13 protein-coding genes are annotated in these 15227 nt (G+C 68.4%); 7 read left to right on the top strand and 6 right to left on the bottom strand.

Annotated features, from left to right (window positions below; translation table 11 throughout):
• Nucleotide 1: 1 nt before the first annotated feature.
• From AC07XP_RS18130 to AC07XP_RS18120, 3 genes are all read left to right on the top strand, one after another.
• Complete coding sequence (locus AC07XP_RS18130) at nucleotides 2-3820, top strand: RHS repeat-associated core domain-containing protein (protein ID WP_495265479.1); 3819 nt, start codon at nucleotides 2-4, stop codon at nucleotides 3818-3820.
• Nucleotides 3805-4194, top strand: a complete 390-nt coding sequence (locus tag AC07XP_RS18125) for a hypothetical protein (protein ID WP_495265451.1) — start codon at nucleotides 3805-3807, stop codon at nucleotides 4192-4194. Before AC07XP_RS18130 ends, AC07XP_RS18125 begins: the two co-directional genes overlap by 16 nt.
• 146 nt (nucleotides 4195-4340) lie before the next feature.
• Entirely contained in the window at nucleotides 4341-5057 is a 717-nt protein-coding gene (locus AC07XP_RS18120) for an immunity protein TriTu family protein (RefSeq protein WP_495265478.1), read from the top strand.
• Nucleotides 5058-5117: 60 nt separating this feature from the next.
• On the opposite strand, the gene AC07XP_RS18115 is transcribed toward AC07XP_RS18120, so the two are convergent.
• Nucleotides 5118-5441 (bottom strand): hypothetical protein, encoded by a 324-nt coding sequence (locus AC07XP_RS18115; RefSeq protein WP_495265450.1) that lies wholly within the window; start codon nucleotides 5439-5441, stop codon nucleotides 5118-5120.
• Nucleotides 5442-5821: 380 nt separating this feature from the next.
• On the opposite strand from AC07XP_RS18115, the gene AC07XP_RS18110 reads away from it, so the two are divergent.
• Nucleotides 5822-6049: a hypothetical protein gene (locus AC07XP_RS18110; RefSeq protein ID WP_495265449.1), complete on the top strand. Its 228-nt coding sequence runs from the start codon at nucleotides 5822-5824 to the stop codon at nucleotides 6047-6049.
• A 22-nt stretch (nucleotides 6050-6071) separates the two neighbouring features.
• Here AC07XP_RS18110 and AC07XP_RS18105 read toward each other — a convergent pair whose 3' ends face one another.
• The 5 genes from AC07XP_RS18105 to AC07XP_RS18085 form a co-directional block, all read right to left on the bottom strand.
• Nucleotides 6072-6986 carry an alpha/beta hydrolase family protein gene (locus tag AC07XP_RS18105; RefSeq protein WP_495265448.1) on the bottom strand — a complete coding sequence of 305 codons (915 nt, stop codon included), beginning with the start codon at nucleotides 6984-6986 and terminating at the stop codon, nucleotides 6072-6074.
• An 8-nt stretch (nucleotides 6987-6994) separates the two neighbouring features.
• Nucleotides 6995-7975 carry a DMT family transporter gene (locus AC07XP_RS18100; RefSeq protein ID WP_495265447.1) on the bottom strand — a complete coding sequence of 327 codons (981 nt, stop codon included), beginning with the start codon at nucleotides 7973-7975 and terminating at the stop codon, nucleotides 6995-6997.
• A gap of 35 nt (nucleotides 7976-8010) precedes the next feature.
• Nucleotides 8011-8832, bottom strand: a complete 822-nt coding sequence (locus tag AC07XP_RS18095) for a helix-turn-helix transcriptional regulator (protein WP_495265446.1) — start codon at nucleotides 8830-8832, stop codon at nucleotides 8011-8013.
• 19 nt (nucleotides 8833-8851) lie between these two features.
• On the bottom strand, nucleotides 8852-9217 hold the full coding sequence (locus AC07XP_RS18090; RefSeq protein WP_495265445.1) for a hypothetical protein: 366 nt from the start codon (nucleotides 9215-9217) through the stop codon (nucleotides 8852-8854).
• 87 nt (nucleotides 9218-9304) lie between these two features.
• A complete protein-coding gene (locus AC07XP_RS18085) occupies nucleotides 9305-10858 on the bottom strand; it encodes a long-chain-fatty-acid--CoA ligase (RefSeq protein WP_495265444.1) in 1554 nt (517 codons plus the stop codon).
• Between the two features lie 201 nt (nucleotides 10859-11059).
• Here AC07XP_RS18085 and AC07XP_RS18080 point away from each other — a divergent pair, with 201 nt between their 5' ends.
• The 3 genes from AC07XP_RS18080 to AC07XP_RS18070 are packed head-to-tail and all read left to right on the top strand — an operon-like array spanning nucleotide 11060 to nucleotide 15227.
• The gene (locus AC07XP_RS18080) at nucleotides 11060-12052 is read left to right on the top strand and encodes a tripartite tricarboxylate transporter substrate binding protein (RefSeq protein ID WP_062475192.1); all 993 of its coding nucleotides are present in this window, start codon (nucleotides 11060-11062) and stop codon (nucleotides 12050-12052) included.
• A 23-nt stretch (nucleotides 12053-12075) separates the two neighbouring features.
• Complete coding sequence (locus tag AC07XP_RS18075; RefSeq protein WP_495265443.1) at nucleotides 12076-14199, top strand: acetate--CoA ligase family protein; 2124 nt, start codon at nucleotides 12076-12078, stop codon at nucleotides 14197-14199.
• 41 nt (nucleotides 14200-14240) lie between these two features.
• Nucleotides 14241-15227 carry a Bug family tripartite tricarboxylate transporter substrate binding protein gene (locus AC07XP_RS18070; RefSeq protein WP_495265442.1) on the top strand — a complete coding sequence of 329 codons (987 nt, stop codon included), beginning with the start codon at nucleotides 14241-14243 and terminating at the stop codon, nucleotides 15225-15227.

Here is a 15227-nt window from a genome sequence, read left to right as displayed (position 1 = left end):
CATGATCTGGAGCGCGACCAATAGCGCCGATACGCTCAACCAGAACGCCAATGGCTCTTGGTCGTACCACCGTGCCGACGACGACGCCATCCTGAGCTTCACCGCCGATGGCAAGCTGCAGACCCTCGCCCCGCGCAACGGTTGGGCTACCGTCTACACCTACAACAGCGCGGGCCAACTCGCCACCATCAGCAACGGCTTCGGTCGCGCATTGACTCTGGGCTACAACCCCGCAGGTCAGCTCGTGAGCGTCACGACGTCCGACCTGCGCGTCATCGCCTACGCCTATGACACCGCAGGCCGGCTGTCGGTCGTCACCTACCCGGACGCCAAGGTCCGCAGCTTCCTGTACGAGAACACCGCGTTCCCTCATGCCCTCACCGGCATCCTCGACGAGACAGGCGCACGCTTCGCCACCTTCGCCTACGACAGCCAAGGCCGCGCCATCGATTCGGCACTGGCCGGAACGGTTGACCGCTACCAAGTCAGCTATCCAAGCGCGGGCTCCGCTTCGATCCTCGATCCGCTGGGCACCACCCGTACCTACAACTACAGCACCACCAAGGGTAAGCTCGCCGTCACCAGCGGCTCCCTTCCTTCGGGCCTCGGCGAGTCCGATGCCTCCAGCCGCGTCCAAGATGCCAATGGGCTCATCACTAGAGAGACCGACTTCAAGGGGGCCATCACCACCATCTCCTGGGACGTTGCCCGCCGCCTGCCGACCACCGCCGTTCAAGCATCCGGCACCCCCGATGCCCGCACCACCACGACCCAGTGGCATCCCACCTTCTCGCTCCCCGCACTGGTCACCGAACCCGGCCGCACCACCGCCTACACCTACGACACCGTCGGCAACACGCTTTCCAAAACCGTCACTGACACCGCCACGAACAAGGCTCAGCTCTGGCAGTGGACCTACAACGCCCAGCAGTTGGTGGCCACAGCCACGGAACCCAACGGTGCGGTCACGAGCTACACCTATGACACCCGGGGCAACGCCCTCACATCGACCAACGCGCTGGGCCACGTCACCACCTCCACCTACGACAACGCCAACCGCGTAGCCAGCACCACCGCCCCCAATGGCCTCGTCACCACCTACACGTATGACCTGCGCGACCGCCTGTTGACCCAGACCGTCGGCGCGGGCCTTGCCGGTGCACAGACCACCACGCTGACCTACAAGCCCTTCGGCACCGTCGAATCGGTGACGCTGCCCAGCGGCCTCGTGCTCACCTACACCTACGACGCCGCTCACCGCCTCACGGGCTGGAGCAGCAACCGCGGAGAGAGCGGCAGCTACACGCTCGACGGCATGGGCAACCGCACCGCCGAGCAGATCAAGGACAGCGCGGGCAACGTGGCCTGGAGCGTGGCGCGCACCGTCAACAACATCAACCGCCTCTCGGCTTCCACTGACGGCGCCAATCAGGCCCACACCTTCGGCTACGACGCCAACGGCGAGCTGACCCGCACCACCAACGGCCTCAACCAGAGCACCCAGTACGGCCTCGACAGCCTGCGCCGCGTCAAGGCGGTGACCGACGCGGCCAATGCCACGGCCACGCTGAAGTACAACGCCCTCGACGCCGTCACCGAGGCCAAGGACTTCAAGGGCGTGGCCACCGCCTACACCCGTGACGCACAGGGCAACGCCACGGCCGAGACCAGCGCCGACACGGGCGGTGCCAGCACCCAGTACGACAGCCTCGGCCTGCCCAGCCAGATCACCGACGCCATGGGGCAGGCCACCACCATCGCGCGCGACCTGCTCGGCCGGCCGACCAGCCTCGTCTTCGCCGATGGCAAGACGACCACGCTGCGCTACGACCTCACGGCCACCAGCAAGGGCTACCTCTCGGAAGTCATCGACCGCAGCGGCACCACCGAGTACACACGTGACGCCTTCGGACGCGTCACGCTCAAGAAGCAGACGCTCGCAAACGGTGGCGTGCAGCAGGTGAGCTACGGCTACAACGCCAACGGCACGCTGGCCAGCATCGGCTACCCCAACGGCGCCACGCTCACCCACCTGTACGACGCCACCGGCCGCCTCGCCGGCCTGAACTGGAACGGCAGCCCGCTCGTCACCGGTATCGCATGGAACCCGCTCGGCCAGCCCACCGCGTGGCAATGGGCCTTTGCCGCCGTACCACCCGCGTCCGTTGCCGCCAGCCGCGTGTACGACACCGCGGGCCGGCTCACCGGCACCGAATTCAGCAGCTACGTGTACGACGCCGCGGGCCGCATCACCAGCCTCACGCAGAACCTGTACCGCCCCGGCGATGCCGACCCGACGCACGCCACCGTCGCGAACAGCAACGTCACCTGGAGCGTCGGCTACAGCCCGGTCGGTCGCATCACCGGCTTCGACGCCACGGGCAACACCGCCAGCTTCGGCTACGACGCCAACGGCAACCGCGCGAGCAGCACGCGCGTGCTCGGCGGCCAGAGTACCCAGCGCACCTACACCGTGGGCGCCGCAAGCAACCGTCTGACGGGCTTTGCGCAAACCATCAACGGCGCGAGCAACACCAGCGTCACCTACGGCTACAACGCCAACGGCGACCTCGTGACCGACGGCCTGCGCAGCTACGCCTACGACGCCGAGGGCCGGCTGGCCGCCGCCACCACGGGCGCCACCGACATCAGTCCGACCACGCGCTACGCACACAACGCGCTGGGCCAACGCGTGTTCAAGACCGAGCCGCTGTACCCACCGAGCCAGGGCGACGAGGCCGACCCGGGCTTCATGCAAAGCCTGATCGCGTTCTTCACCCGGCTGTGGAGCCCCGCGACGAACCAGGCCGAGCAGCAGGGCTACACGTATGTCTACGACGAGCAAGGCACGCTGATCGCCGAGGTGGGCAGCGGCGGCACCAATAGCGGCGGGCAGGCGCAGTACATCTACCTGCCGACGGCCAACGGCCCGATGCCGATCGCAGCGGTGATCAACGGCATCACCTACGCCGTGCACAGCGACCACCTGAACACGCCGCGCAAGCTCACCGATGTGAGCGGGCAAGCGGTCTGGCAGTGGGGCTACAGCGCGTTCGGGGAAGACAAGCCGACGACGGCGAGGAATCGGTTCGCGGACTTGGATGTGACGCCGAATCCGGGCACCACGGGCGTGTCGGAGGTGAAGTTCAACCTGCGGTATCCGGGGCAGTATGCAGATGAGGAGTCGGGGTTGTTCTACAACTACTTCCGAAGCTATGACAGTAGGACTGGGCGATACAGCCAGCCAGATCCGATTGGCCTAGATGGCGGATGGAATCGGTTTGGCTACGTCGACGCAAATTCACTGAGATTTGTTGATCCGTTTGGGCTTGATCGCTGGGGCGATGGCCAGTGGGGCCCGAGCAGCAACCGCTCTGCGCCGATGTTCGATCCCAGGTACAACGACAGCGAGGCTTGGCGGTGGCAGAACAACTGCTATGCCTATGCGCTCAACAGACCCGGCATGAGATCGGGTGGTCCGCTGCGAGGGGTCGGTGGCACTGATCCTGGCGAGCCATCTGGTGCAGGCATCTCAGGTTTCAACCCCAACTGCGGCGATACGCTTGATGCAGTGCGTCGGGATGGAGGCGTCGCTCCGCGAGCAGATCAGTCCTGCCCCGCTGGGTACCACGGCGCACAACTCTTCATTCGACCGACCAGTATTTCTCAAGGTCGCGGTGACTACCATTGGTATCGTCAGGATGCAGATGGAACTTGGTCTGACAAGCAGGGAAACCGGCCCGCAAAGTCACTTGGCGGCTCACCGGTACCACCATCAACCTATCCAACACAATGTGGAGTTGTATGTTTGCCAAACTAGCGGTGATCTCGCTTGTGCTGATGTCCTTCTGTGCCGCAGCTCAGGATGCGCCCGTACGTGTTGGCAGCCTCAAGGAGGCAGGCACTTGGATCGACAAGATCTATTCCTCGCATGTAGAGAGGCGCTACAGCGTCAAACTTCCAACTGGGCGAAGTGCGGATATCTATGCTCTCTATGCGCCGAGGGGTTCAGGTATAGGGCAACTTGACGGCTGGTTCTATTCCTGTGCCAGTGGTGGCGCCGTGTGTGACTTGATCGCGATGGCGAATCTAGGGACATCGAGAGAAATCAAAGAAGACCCCATGGTCACGTATGAGCATCCCTATCTGGTCGTCAAATCTGGCAGCAACATCTTGCTCAGGGTGAAGCAGTAGAAGTATTGGAGTCAGGCTCCATTCCACTTCAGTTGAGGGTGACGGTTCCCTGAGCGCCGAAGCGGGCAGTGGCAAAGAACAGTGATGAATCGGCACCGGACAGAGGTCTTCTCCGAGGAACGAGTCCGAGTGCTCATATTGGAGAAATGATGCTGAGAGGATTCGTGGACTGGGCGCAAACGGTTCAGGCAGACCGAGCCCGGGGGCCAAAGGACATCGATGTGCGACTGACCGAAAGCGAGCCGTCGGCGAATCGCTCGGCACGCCTGGATGTCGATGCACCAACAGCGCTAGGTCGGATCACGGTCTGGGAAAGTGGTGACTACGAGATTGAATCTATCGACCTAAAAACCGAACGGTCGCTCTACGCTGATCGCGGGACCCTGCAACGGGACGATGAGATGTCGAAGAAGTTCTCCCCGTTCTTCGCGTCGTTGGGAGTCATCGTGAGCCGCGAGGGGTTGCACGCCCGTGGAGCCCTCATTGAGGCCCTGTGGCTTCGTCTTCAAACCACACTTTCCGCGCTCGCGGGGAAGATTGCGATGCGCGATTCATCCGTGATTCGCGATGTGAGACGTACCAGCAATGAAGCGTTCTTGCTCAGGGCGTACCTGGCCTTCCGGCGGCGTGTTGATGGCGAAGAGCTCGCGATCACGGTGGATATCCGGGGCGACGACAAGCAGATGGCGATTGAATCTGACGTGTGCAAAGAAGACGGTACGGTGTTGGTGATAGGGCCTCTTGCGAAGATTCAGTGGACTGAGAGTGTTCAGCCAGCGCTAGACGACTGGATGCGTGAGTTCGAGCAGTTCCTGTCAAAGAGCGAGGCAGAAATCGCCGCCGCCGTTTCGCGATTGAGTTGATCTTCTGGCATACCGCAGCACTGACATTCGCGCGCGCGGTCGAGGTGGAACGCGAGGCGTTCATTGCACGCCGCCTTCACCAAGAGCTGCACGCAGTGATTGAGTCGTGGCATCGGCAGCTTCGATCCGCCGCTGCAGTTCCTCATTCACCAACCGCACCAACGCCCCCAACTCCGTGCGCGTCGGAAAGACCTCTTCCGTATCCCCCACACGCTGCGGAACGATGAGCTTCTCGATACACGCGTAGGCCCGTTGCACCGCATGAAGACTGTCGACGTCATCACACGCCTGCAGCGCGAGCGATTCGGCACTGGCGGTTTCTTCAGAAGATGGAGAAAGCAAAGACGCGTGCGCGCACACGCGGGGAGATGCAGATGCAGCCATGAATGGCCTCCAAGGGTTTCGGTTTGCTGAAACCGACGCACCCAACGCCAATTGAGGGCGGCAGCTCGACGGGTTGGCGTACCGGGAAACCACTTGCGTGAAACCGGCCGGGCTCGCGCCCGCCCATCGAGCCGCCTAAACAGGAAGCACGAACGACAAAGCCGCAGACCCTGCGGGGTGGCTGCGGCTTTTACGTCGCAGTGATTTCATCGGGACGCCAATCCCGATCACGCCCTGTGTGGACGTGACCGGCGCAGTATAGCCATGGCCAGTGCTGCTCGTGCGAGGGTGGATTTGCAGACCTGCAGACCTATCATCTGGCCCTGCTGGGCCTCAACCCGCAGTGCACGGCATCGTCACCTTTCATCCGAAAAGCAGACATGAAAAACGAGAAATGGGAAACCACCATCCTGAGCGACACGGCGCATGAGCACCTCGTCGCGGAGCTGAGTTTCGATGACCAGTTCTTGCTGCTGCTCGATCGCGAGGAAGGCCGGGACCAGCTCTGCGTTGCGTTCCCCGCGAAAGACGGAAGCCTGGGCTCTCGCATTCCGCTGCCCGACTTCATCGCGCAACTGAACGCCGCAGCCGCCGATCTGCGTCGTTAGCGCACGACGGTGCCGCACCACCTCAAGGCGCCGCCAGATACGCCTCCACCTCTTTCCCCCACAGCCCCTGCTGCCCGAGCAGTCCGTGCCCGCTCGCGCCGCCCTCCAGCGTGAAGCTCTCGAAGCGCCCCTTGCCGCCCGCCTCGCGAAAGGCTTCGAAGTTCTTGCGGCTGTGCGACATCGCGTAGAACGGGTCGTTCTCGCCGTAGAGCCACAGCGTGGGCTTGGCAAAGGCCGCGCCGCGGCGGAAGGTGGCGGGGTTGATGGCGTCGGCGGCGTTGCCGGGGCACTTGTCGCCCATCCAGCCGCCGACGAAGTTGATGACGCCCTGGAACATGTCGGGGTGCAGGCCCGCGTAGGCGACGGCGAGGATGCCGCCGCGCGAGTGGCCTGCGATTTCCATGCGGCGGGTGTCGACGTCGGGGTCGCGCTGCAGCCACGCGACGGCGGCGTCGAGGTCGGCCACGGCGCGGTCGAAGCCGGCCAGGGCGATGGCGGGCTCGCAGCTGTAGTGCTCGCGCTTGGCGGTGAAGCCTTCGTCGTACAGGCCGTCCGACTGGCCGCGTCCGCGCCGCTGCGGATAGGCGATGAGCCAGCCGCGCTGCGTGAACCAGCGGGCGGTTCGCTCGGGCGCCCAGGTCTGCTTGAACAAGGCCGGGTCGTTGCCGATGCCGGTGGAGCCGTGGTTGAACACGACGGTGGGGAACGGGCCGGCGCCGTCGGGCTTGTAGATGACCATCTCGAGCGTGACGGGCGCGCCGTTCTCGACGAAGGGCGTGGGCACGCGCACGACGCTGCGTTGCAGCGGCTGCTGCTGCTGCTGCTGTGCTTGCGGCTGTTGCTGCGGCTCCGGTCGCTGCGCCCAGCCCGCGCCGCAGAAGGCGAAGAGCGACGCGAACGAGGCGGCCACGAGTGCGGCGGTGCGAAGGCGATTCATCTTTTTCTTCATGGGCGAGTGCTTTCGGAAGTGGGCAAGGACGCCGCCGCATTCTGCCCCGGGGCCTGTCGTTGGCTGTCGCGTGGCGCTGGCACCGGCCACCGCAGCGCGCCGCTCGCGAGCACGACGCCGGGCACCACGAACGACAGCGCCAGCAGCGCGGGGCGCGTGACGGGCTCGTTCATCCACCAGGCCGCGCCGAGCGTGGTCAGCACAGGCACGAGCGCGGACGACAGCGCGGCGCGTGCGGCGCCCAGCCGCGTGATCGCCACGCCGTAGACGACCAGCCCCAGCAGGCCGGCGACCACGCCTTGCCCTGCGGCCTGCATCGCGATGTCGGTCCACGGCGCGGCGAACAGTCGCGGCGGGCCGGCGAGCCACAGCAGCGGCAACAGCAGCAGGGTCGACGCCCCGTTGACGAAGGCCGCGCCCTGCCACGCGCTCATGCCGCAGCGGCCGAAGGCCAGGGAGTAGACGGTCCACAACAGGGCCGCCAGCAGAAAGAGCAGGTCGCCGCGCCAGTGCTGCTGGCGCAAGCCCTCGCCGAAGCTGCCCGCCGCGAACACGGCCATGCCGACGGCGATGCCGGCCAGCCCGAGCAGGCGCAGGCCGTGCACGCGCTCGCCCCGGTAGACCCACGCGCCCAGCGCGGTGAACAGCGGCAGGCTGCCGGCCATGAAGATGCCCATGTGGCTGGCGGGCGCCCACTGCGCACCGGCCAGCACCAGCAGGCCGAAGGGCAGGCCGCTGCCAACGACGAGCAGCACGAGTGCGCCGCGCGACGCACCCGGCGGCACGAGCCTGCCGCGCAGCCACAGCGGGCTGAGCAGCAGCGCGGGAATGCCGTAGCGCAGCAGCGCGAGGTCCATCGGCCCGAGCGCGGTGGCGGTCACGCCGTGGCGCGACAGCAGCTGCCAGGCGCTGCCGATGAGCGCGGCGGCCAGCGCGGCGAGCGCGCCGGTCCAGAGGGTGCGAGGCGATGTCGTCATCGGGCCAGTCTGTGGCCCGGCCGGCGCGAAAGCTATCAGATTCGTGCGCCTGCTGCGCCGGCCGGCCCGAGCACGCGGCGGGCCTCGCCGAGCGTGACGCCGACGCCGCGCCGGAACACGGCGCCCAGGTGGCTCTGGCTGCAGTAGCCCAGGTCGTGCGCCAGGCCGGCGAGGTCGCGCTCGCCGTCGGCCAGCCGCTCCATCGCCGAGGCCAGCCGCAGGTGCTGGCGGTACTGGTGCAGGCTCAGGCCGGTCTGTTGGCGAAAGCGCCGCGCCAGGTGAAAGGGCGAGCGCGACACGGCCTCGGCCAGTTCGTCCAGCGAGAGAGCAGGCCGCGCGCCCGGGCCGCTGCCTTCGGACAGCAGCAGCTGCCGTACGCGCGCGACGGCGCCATGCCAGGGCGCCTGGTGCGGCGCGCTGCCCAGCTCGGCGACGAGCGCGGCCACGAGGGTCGCGGCCTGTGCGCTGTCGGTGTCCGGCAACTGGCGCCGTGCCGCGTGCATGCGGTACAGCGCCTGCGGGGTCAGCAGGCAGACGCTCACGCCCGCGGCGCTTTCACCGTGGGCCGGGCTCACCGACGCATGGCCGCTGACCACGAGGCTGTGCCGCACGGTCGCGGTCTCGGGGCGCAGCCGGTAGGCGGTGGCGTCGCCGAAGCGGATGGCGGTGAGCGCGTCGGTCAACCAGGTGTGGTCGCCCGAGCGCACGTCGAGCCGCGTGCGACCGATGGGGAAGACGACGCGCGGCGAGGCCACGGTGTACAGGTCGCTCCACGCCGGCCCCTGCGGCGCGTGCAGGCGCACATGCGCCACCTCGAACCCGCGTCCGGCATAGAGAAGGGTGCGGTCTTGCGGCATGCGAAGCGTGAAGGGTGGGTCAGCCCAGCGCGGTCCAGTTGCAGCGCAGCTCGTACTGCGCGCCACGGTAGCTGAGCGTGCCGGTCGCGCCGGCCACGCGCAGCGCCACGGTCACCTGCGGACGGTCCAGGCCGGTGCCGCGCGCGCGCATGAACTGGCGGCGATGGTCGACGAAGCGCTGCTGCAGGCTGAAGCGCTCGGTCTCGTCGGCACCGGAGGCGGTGTTCGCCACGATCAGCTCGGTCAGCTGGCCGGTCGAGAGGCTGAACTGGATCTCGACCGCATACGGCCGGCCGTCGCACTGCAGGCTGCCGTTCGCAAAGGCGGGCGACAGGCCAAGGAGCAGAAAGCAGGGCAGGACGAGAGCGAGGAGGCGGCGGTGCATGTCGCAGTGGGTGCAGGTGGCGGCCCGCCACCATACCCCAAGCAGGTGAAACACACCCGTACACACCCAGACACACCCGCCGGCGCGTCACCCCACCTTGCGCGCGCGCCCTTCCCAGTGCGGCTCGCGCAGCTTGTACTTGAGCATCTTCCCCGCCGGCGACAGCGGAATCTCTTCGCGAAATTCCACGCTGCGCGGGCACTTGTAGCTGGCGATCAGCGTCTTGCAGTGCGCCACCAGCGCCTCGGCGCTCAGGGCTTCGCCGGCGCGCAGCACGACCACGGCATGCACGCGCTCGCCCCACTGGTCGTCGGGCACGCCGACCACGGCGCACATCGAGACCTGCGGCAGCTGGGTGATGGCGTTCTCGACCTCGGCCGAGTAGATGTTCTCGCCGCCGCTCACGATCATGTCCTTGAGCCGGTCGACCACGTAGACGAAACCGTCGGCGTCCATCACGCCGCCGTCGCCGGTGTGCATCCAGCCGCCCCGCAGCACCTCGGCGGTCTGCTCGGGCTTGTTCCAGTAGCCGGCCATCACCATCGGCCCGCGCGCGGCGATCTCGCCGACGGTGCCGTTCGGCACGGGCTGGCCCTCGGCATCGACGATGCGCACTTCGGCGATGGGCACGGGCCGCCCGGCCGAGCGGCGGCGCGCGGCCGGCTGGTCGGGCTGGTGGCACCACGTGGGCAGCACGGTGACCACGGGCGACAGCTCGGTCATGCCGTAGAGCTGGCAGAAGCCCGCGCGCGGCAGCTTGTCGATGGCTTGCAGCAGCAGCGCGTCGTCGATGGGCGCGGCGCCGTACAGCACCAGCTGCAGCGGCGTGGTGTCGAACTCGCCGAAGCGCGGGTGCTCGATGAGCCGCTTGAGCATGGTGGGCACCATGAAGGTCTCGCTGGCGCGCTCGTTCTGGATGGCCTCGAGCACCTTCACTTCGTCGAAGGCCGGAATGATGACCTGCGTGCACAGCCGCATCATCAGCTGCAGCGTGAGGCCGGTGCCGCCCACGTGGAACATGGGCGCCATGTTCAGGCCCACGGCCTCGGCGGGGCGCGTGGCGGCCATGTTGGCCGAGAGCTGGCCGGTGTAGAGGTTGCCGTGCGTGAGCATCACGCCCTTGGGCAGGCCGGTGGTGCCGCCGGTGTACATCACGGCGGCCAGGTCGGCGCCGCCGCGCCGCGCGTCGGGCACGGGCTGCGCCTGCGCCATGAGGGCTTCGGCGTCGGCCATGCCGTCGGGCGCGGGGCCGTCGCCGAAATGCACCAGCGTCTTCAGCGAGCGCGAGAACTCGCGCTGCTGCTGCGCCACGGCGCCGAAGTGCGCGTCGGACAGCAGGATGCGCGTGTCGCAGTCGTCCAGCGAGTACGCGACCTCGCGCGCGCTCCAGCGGATGTTGACGGGGTTGATCACGCCGCCCGCCCACCAGGTGGCGTAGAGGTACTCCACGTAGCGGTCGGAGTTCAGCGCCAGCAGACCCACGCGGTCGCCGGGTTGCAGGCCCAGCGACTGCAGCACGGCCGCGAGCCGCGCCACGCGGTCGACGAACTGGGCGAAGGTGCTGCGGCGCTCGCCGCACACGAGGGCGGTGGCGCCGGGGCGTTCCTGCAGGGCCTTGTGCAGGGGCTGGGTGAGGTCCATGGACTGCGGTCTCCGTCGGTCGGTTCGTTGTTGTGCGCCGAGTATGGAAGGGACGCGCCGCGCCGGCATCGTCGGAAGCGACGGGATCGAAAGCGCCCTGGCGGCCAAAGTCGTCCGAAGCGACGGTGACCGGCACAGGGCTGCGCGCGACCATCGCCGAAGAACGAACGATTCGACTGTTCGACCGACCGGAGACAAGCCATGCATTCCTTCCCGACCGACCCGGCGCGCCGCCGCCTGATCCACGGCGCCGCGCTCGCCGCCGCGGGCACCGCGCTGCCCTTCCTGGCGCGCGCCCAGGGCCTGTTCGGCAAGCAGCCGATCACGCTGCTGGTGCCGTACCCCGCGGGCGGTGCCACCGACGTGCAGGCGCGCGCGCTGGCCCTGGCGGCCTCGCGCGAGCTGAAGCAGCAGATCGTGATCCTCAACCAGCCCGGCGTGGCCGCCACGCTGGCGCCGACCACCATGGCGCGCAAGGCCGCGCCCGACGGCTACACGCTGTCGCTCATGCTGAGTTCGCTGTACCGGCTGCCGCACCTGCAGAAGGTGAGCTACGACCCGGCCACCGACTTCACCTACGTGGCCAACGTGACGGCTGCCACGCTGGGCATCACGGTGCGCCAGGACGCGCCGTGGAAAGACCTGAACGCGTTGCTGGCCGCGGCCAAGGCCAAGCCGGGCGAGGTGTCGTACGGCACCACCGGGCGCGGCGGCACCTCGCACGTGTCGATGGAGCGGCTGGCCGCGCTGGCCGGCGTGAAGTTCAACTTCATTCCCTTCAAGGGCGCGGCCGAGCTGTACAACGCGCTCATGGGCGGCCATGTGGACGCGGTCTCCGAGGCCGGCTTCGGCGCCGCCGTGGCGGGCGGGCGCGTGCGCCTGCTGGCCACCTTCAACGAAGCGCGCTCGCCCACGCGGCTGAACGTGCCGACCGTGAAGGAGCTGGGCTACGACGTGGTGGCCAACGGCTCGTGGGGCATCGCCGGCCCGCGCGGCATGGACCCGAAGGTGGTGCAGGCGCTGCAGGAGGCCTTTCGCAAGGCGGTGGACGACCCCGAGTTCCTGCGCACGCTCGACCTCAACGACTACGTCCGGTTCTACATGGACAGCCCTGCCTACACGGCCTGGGCGCACAAGACCTACGCCGACGAGAAGCGCTTCGTGAGCGACCTGCGCATCAAGCTCGACGACTGAACCCGACCTTTCTTCCTGCTGCCATGACTTCTTCTTCCTCTTCTTCTCTTCACTGCTTCCTCCACCCCAAGGCCATCGCCTTCGTCGGCGCCACCGAGCGCTCGGTGTGGTCCAACGCGGCGCTCGCCAGCCTGCGCACGCTGGGCTACGCGGGCCAGCTGTACCCGGTCAACCGGCGCGGCGGGAGCTTTCACGGCATGGCGGCGGCCACCTCGGCCGAGGCCATCGGCGAGCCGGTCGACACCGCATTGCTCATGGTGCCGGCAGACGCGCTCGACGACGCGCTGGCCGACCTGCAGCGCGCGGGCATCGGCAACGCCGTGCTGCTGAGCTCGGGCTTCGCCGAGGCCGGCGAGGAAGGCCGCGAGCGCCAGCGCCAGCTCACGGCCAAGGCGCGATCGCGCGGTCTGCGCATCCTGGGGCCGAACTGCCTGGGCTTCGTCAACTTCGTCGACCGCTCGGCCGTGTGGACCGCCTCGCTGCGCGAGCCGCTGCCGGCGGGCACGCTGGGCATCGTGTCGCAAAGCGGCGCGCTGGCGGGGCAGCTGTCGTTCATGGCGCAGGTGCACGGCATCGGCCTGAGCCGCATGGTCTCGACCGGCAACGAGTCGGACATCGACATCGCCGAGGTCATCGACTACCTGGTGGACGACGAGCACACGCGTTCCATCGCCGTGTTCGCCGAGACCGTGCGCGACCCGCAGCGCTTTGCCGCCGCGGCCGAGCGCGCGCTGGCCGTGGCCAAGCCCATCGTCGTGCTGAAGATGGGCAGCAGCGAGATCACGGCGCAGGCCGCGCAGGCCCACACCGGTTCGCTGGTGGGCGACGACCGCGTGTTCGACGCCATGTGCCAGCGCCTGGGCCTGATGCGCGTGCGCTCCATCGAAGACCTGGTGTTCACCGCCGCCTTCGCCAGCATGACCGGGCCCTTCGCGGCCGGCGGGCTGGCGGCCGTGTCGATGTCGGGCGGCATGTGCGAGATCTTTGCCGAGCGCGCCGAGGAAGAAGGCCTGGTGCTCACGCCGCTCGCGCCCACCACCGAAGCTGCGCTGCGCGAGGTGCTGCCGGGCTACGGCACGCCGCAGAACCCGCTGGACGTGACCGGCGCCGCCATGCTGCAGCCCGAGCTGTTCGGCAACGCGCTCGAAGCGCTGGTGCGCGACCCCGCGCTGGGCGCCGCCATCGTCGTGGCCGACGTGCCCAACGCACCGGCCAACGACACGCCGCTGAACCGCGCCGTGCTCGCGCAGGTCGCACGCGGCCTGGCCGCCAGCCCGGTGCCCGCCATCGTCTGCAGCCACTACGTGATGCAGGTGAGCGAGCGGTCGCGCGAGCTCATCGCCGAGACCGGCATCCGTCACATCGCCTGCGGCATCCACCATGCGATGAGCGCGGCGGGGGCGGTGCGTCGCTGGTCCGAAACGCTGCGCCGGCGTCAAGGCGCGCAAGGTGTCGCTGCTGCCGTGTCGGCCAAGCCGCCCGCGCAGCCCTTGCGTTCGGAGCGCGAGACGCTCGAGTGGCTCTCGCAGCGTGGCGTGCCGGTGGTGCCCGTGCGGCTGTCGCGCAGCGCCGACGAGGCCGCGCGTTTTGCCGACGAACTCAGCGGCCCGGTCGTGCTGAAGATCGCTTCGGCGCAGATCGCGCACAAGACCGAGGTCGGCGGCGTGGCGCTGAACCTGCAGGGTGCCGACGCGGTGCGCGCGGCCTGGCAGGCGATGGACGCGCGCGTGCGTGCCGCGCGGCCCGAGGCCGAGATCGACGGCATCCTCGTCGCGCCGATGCGTCAGGGCGGGCTCGAACTGTTCGTCGGCACCGTGCGCGATCCGCAGTGGGGCCCGGCGCTCGCCGTGGGGCTCGGCGGCATCTGGGTCGAGGCGCTGCGCGACACCAGCCTGCGCCTGCTGCCCGTGACGCCCGCCGAGGTGAAGGACATGCTGGCCGAGCTGCGCGGTGCGCGCCTGCTCGACGGCTGGCGCGGCGCACCCGCGGCCGACCGCGACGCCATCGCCGAAGCCGTGGCCGCCATCGGCAACGCGGCGCTCGCGCTCGGCCCCGAACTGGTCTCGCTCGAAGTCAACCCGCTGCGGGTGGACGGCCGCACGGTCGAGGCGCTCGATGCGCTGGCCGTGTGGGGCGCGGCGGGCTGACCGACTTTCATCGTCAAGAAAACCAACAGGAGACATCTTCCATGCTGCAACGACGTCGATTCGCGCAATGGGGCGCGAGCGGACTGCTCGCCCCCGCGCTCGGTGCCCTGCCGAAGGCGCAGGCGGCCGACGCCTACCCGACCCAGCCGATCAAGGTGATCGTGTCGTCGGCCGCCGGCGGGCTGGTCGACGGCATCGCGCGCACCATCGGCGAGCGCATCGCCAAGCCGCTGGGCCAGCCGGTGCTGATCGACCCCAAGCCGGGCGCCAACGGTGCCATTGCCGCGTCCTTCGTGGCCAAGGCGCCGGCCGACGGCCACACGCTGCTGTTCGCCGTCAACTCCTTCGTGCTCGCGCCGCTGCTGATGGCCAAGCCCGGCTACGACGTGTTCAAGGACTTCGCGCCCGTGTCGCTGTCGAACTACGGCCTGCTCGTGTTCGCGGTGGGCGAGGGCGTGCCCGCGAAGAGCATGCGCGAGTTCGTCGCCATGGCCAAGGCGCAGCCCGGCAAGCTGAGCTTCGGCTCGGCGGGGCAGGGCTCGTCGGGCCACCTCTACGGCGAGAAGCTCATGCGCGACGAGGGCCTGCAGATGACGCACGTGCCCTACAAGGGCGGCGCGCCGCTGATGATCGACATCCTCGGCGGCCAGGTGCAGGGCGGCTTCGTCACCATGGGCGAGGCGCTGCCGCACGCGAAGTCGGGCCGCGCGAAATTGCTGGGCGTCTTCGGCACCCGCCGCATGCCGCTCGCGCCGCAGATTCTCACCTTCACCGAGCAGGGCTTCAAGGGCTACGAGCACGGCGGCTTCTGGGGCTTCTTCGCGCCCACCGGCACGCCGCAGCCGGCCATCGACAAGCTCGCCGGCGCGGTGCGCCAGGCCGTGGCGCAGCCTGATCTTCAGGAACGCATGATCGGCCTGGGGCTGGAGCCTTCGGGTGAAGGGCCGGGTGAGTTGATGGCCGCGGTGCGGCGCGAGAACCTGCTGTGGTCGCGGCTGATCAAGGACATGAACCTGAAGCTCGAATAG

The sequence above is a fragment of the Variovorax sp. GW531-E2 genome (assembly GCF_059423125.1).
Note: the sequence above shows the minus strand (reverse complement) of the source record. Positions and strands in the feature narration are given on the sequence as shown.

Coding starts and splice junctions, on each gene's coding strand:
- AC07XP_RS18130 (WP_495265479.1), top strand. CDS start 2: ATGATCTGGAGCGCGACCAATAGCGCCGATACGCTCAACCAGAACGCC.
- AC07XP_RS18125 (WP_495265451.1), top strand. CDS start 3,805: ATGTTTGCCAAACTAGCGGTGATCTCGCTTGTGCTGATGTCCTTCTGT.
- AC07XP_RS18120 (WP_495265478.1), top strand. CDS start 4,341: ATGATGCTGAGAGGATTCGTGGACTGGGCGCAAACGGTTCAGGCAGAC.
- AC07XP_RS18115 (WP_495265450.1), bottom strand. CDS start 5,441: ATGGCTGCATCTGCATCTCCCCGCGTGTGCGCGCACGCGTCTTTGCTT.
- AC07XP_RS18110 (WP_495265449.1), top strand. CDS start 5,822: ATGAAAAACGAGAAATGGGAAACCACCATCCTGAGCGACACGGCGCAT.
- AC07XP_RS18105 (WP_495265448.1), bottom strand. CDS start 6,986: ATGAATCGCCTTCGCACCGCCGCACTCGTGGCCGCCTCGTTCGCGTCG.
- AC07XP_RS18100 (WP_495265447.1), bottom strand. CDS start 7,975: ATGACGACATCGCCTCGCACCCTCTGGACCGGCGCGCTCGCCGCGCTG.
- AC07XP_RS18095 (WP_495265446.1), bottom strand. CDS start 8,832: ATGCCGCAAGACCGCACCCTTCTCTATGCCGGACGCGGGTTCGAGGTG.
- AC07XP_RS18090 (WP_495265445.1), bottom strand. CDS start 9,217: ATGCACCGCCGCCTCCTCGCTCTCGTCCTGCCCTGCTTTCTGCTCCTT.
- AC07XP_RS18085 (WP_495265444.1), bottom strand. CDS start 10,858: ATGGACCTCACCCAGCCCCTGCACAAGGCCCTGCAGGAACGCCCCGGC.
- AC07XP_RS18080 (WP_062475192.1), top strand. CDS start 11,060: ATGCATTCCTTCCCGACCGACCCGGCGCGCCGCCGCCTGATCCACGGC.
- AC07XP_RS18075 (WP_495265443.1), top strand. CDS start 12,076: ATGACTTCTTCTTCCTCTTCTTCTCTTCACTGCTTCCTCCACCCCAAG.
- AC07XP_RS18070 (WP_495265442.1), top strand. CDS start 14,241: ATGCTGCAACGACGTCGATTCGCGCAATGGGGCGCGAGCGGACTGCTC.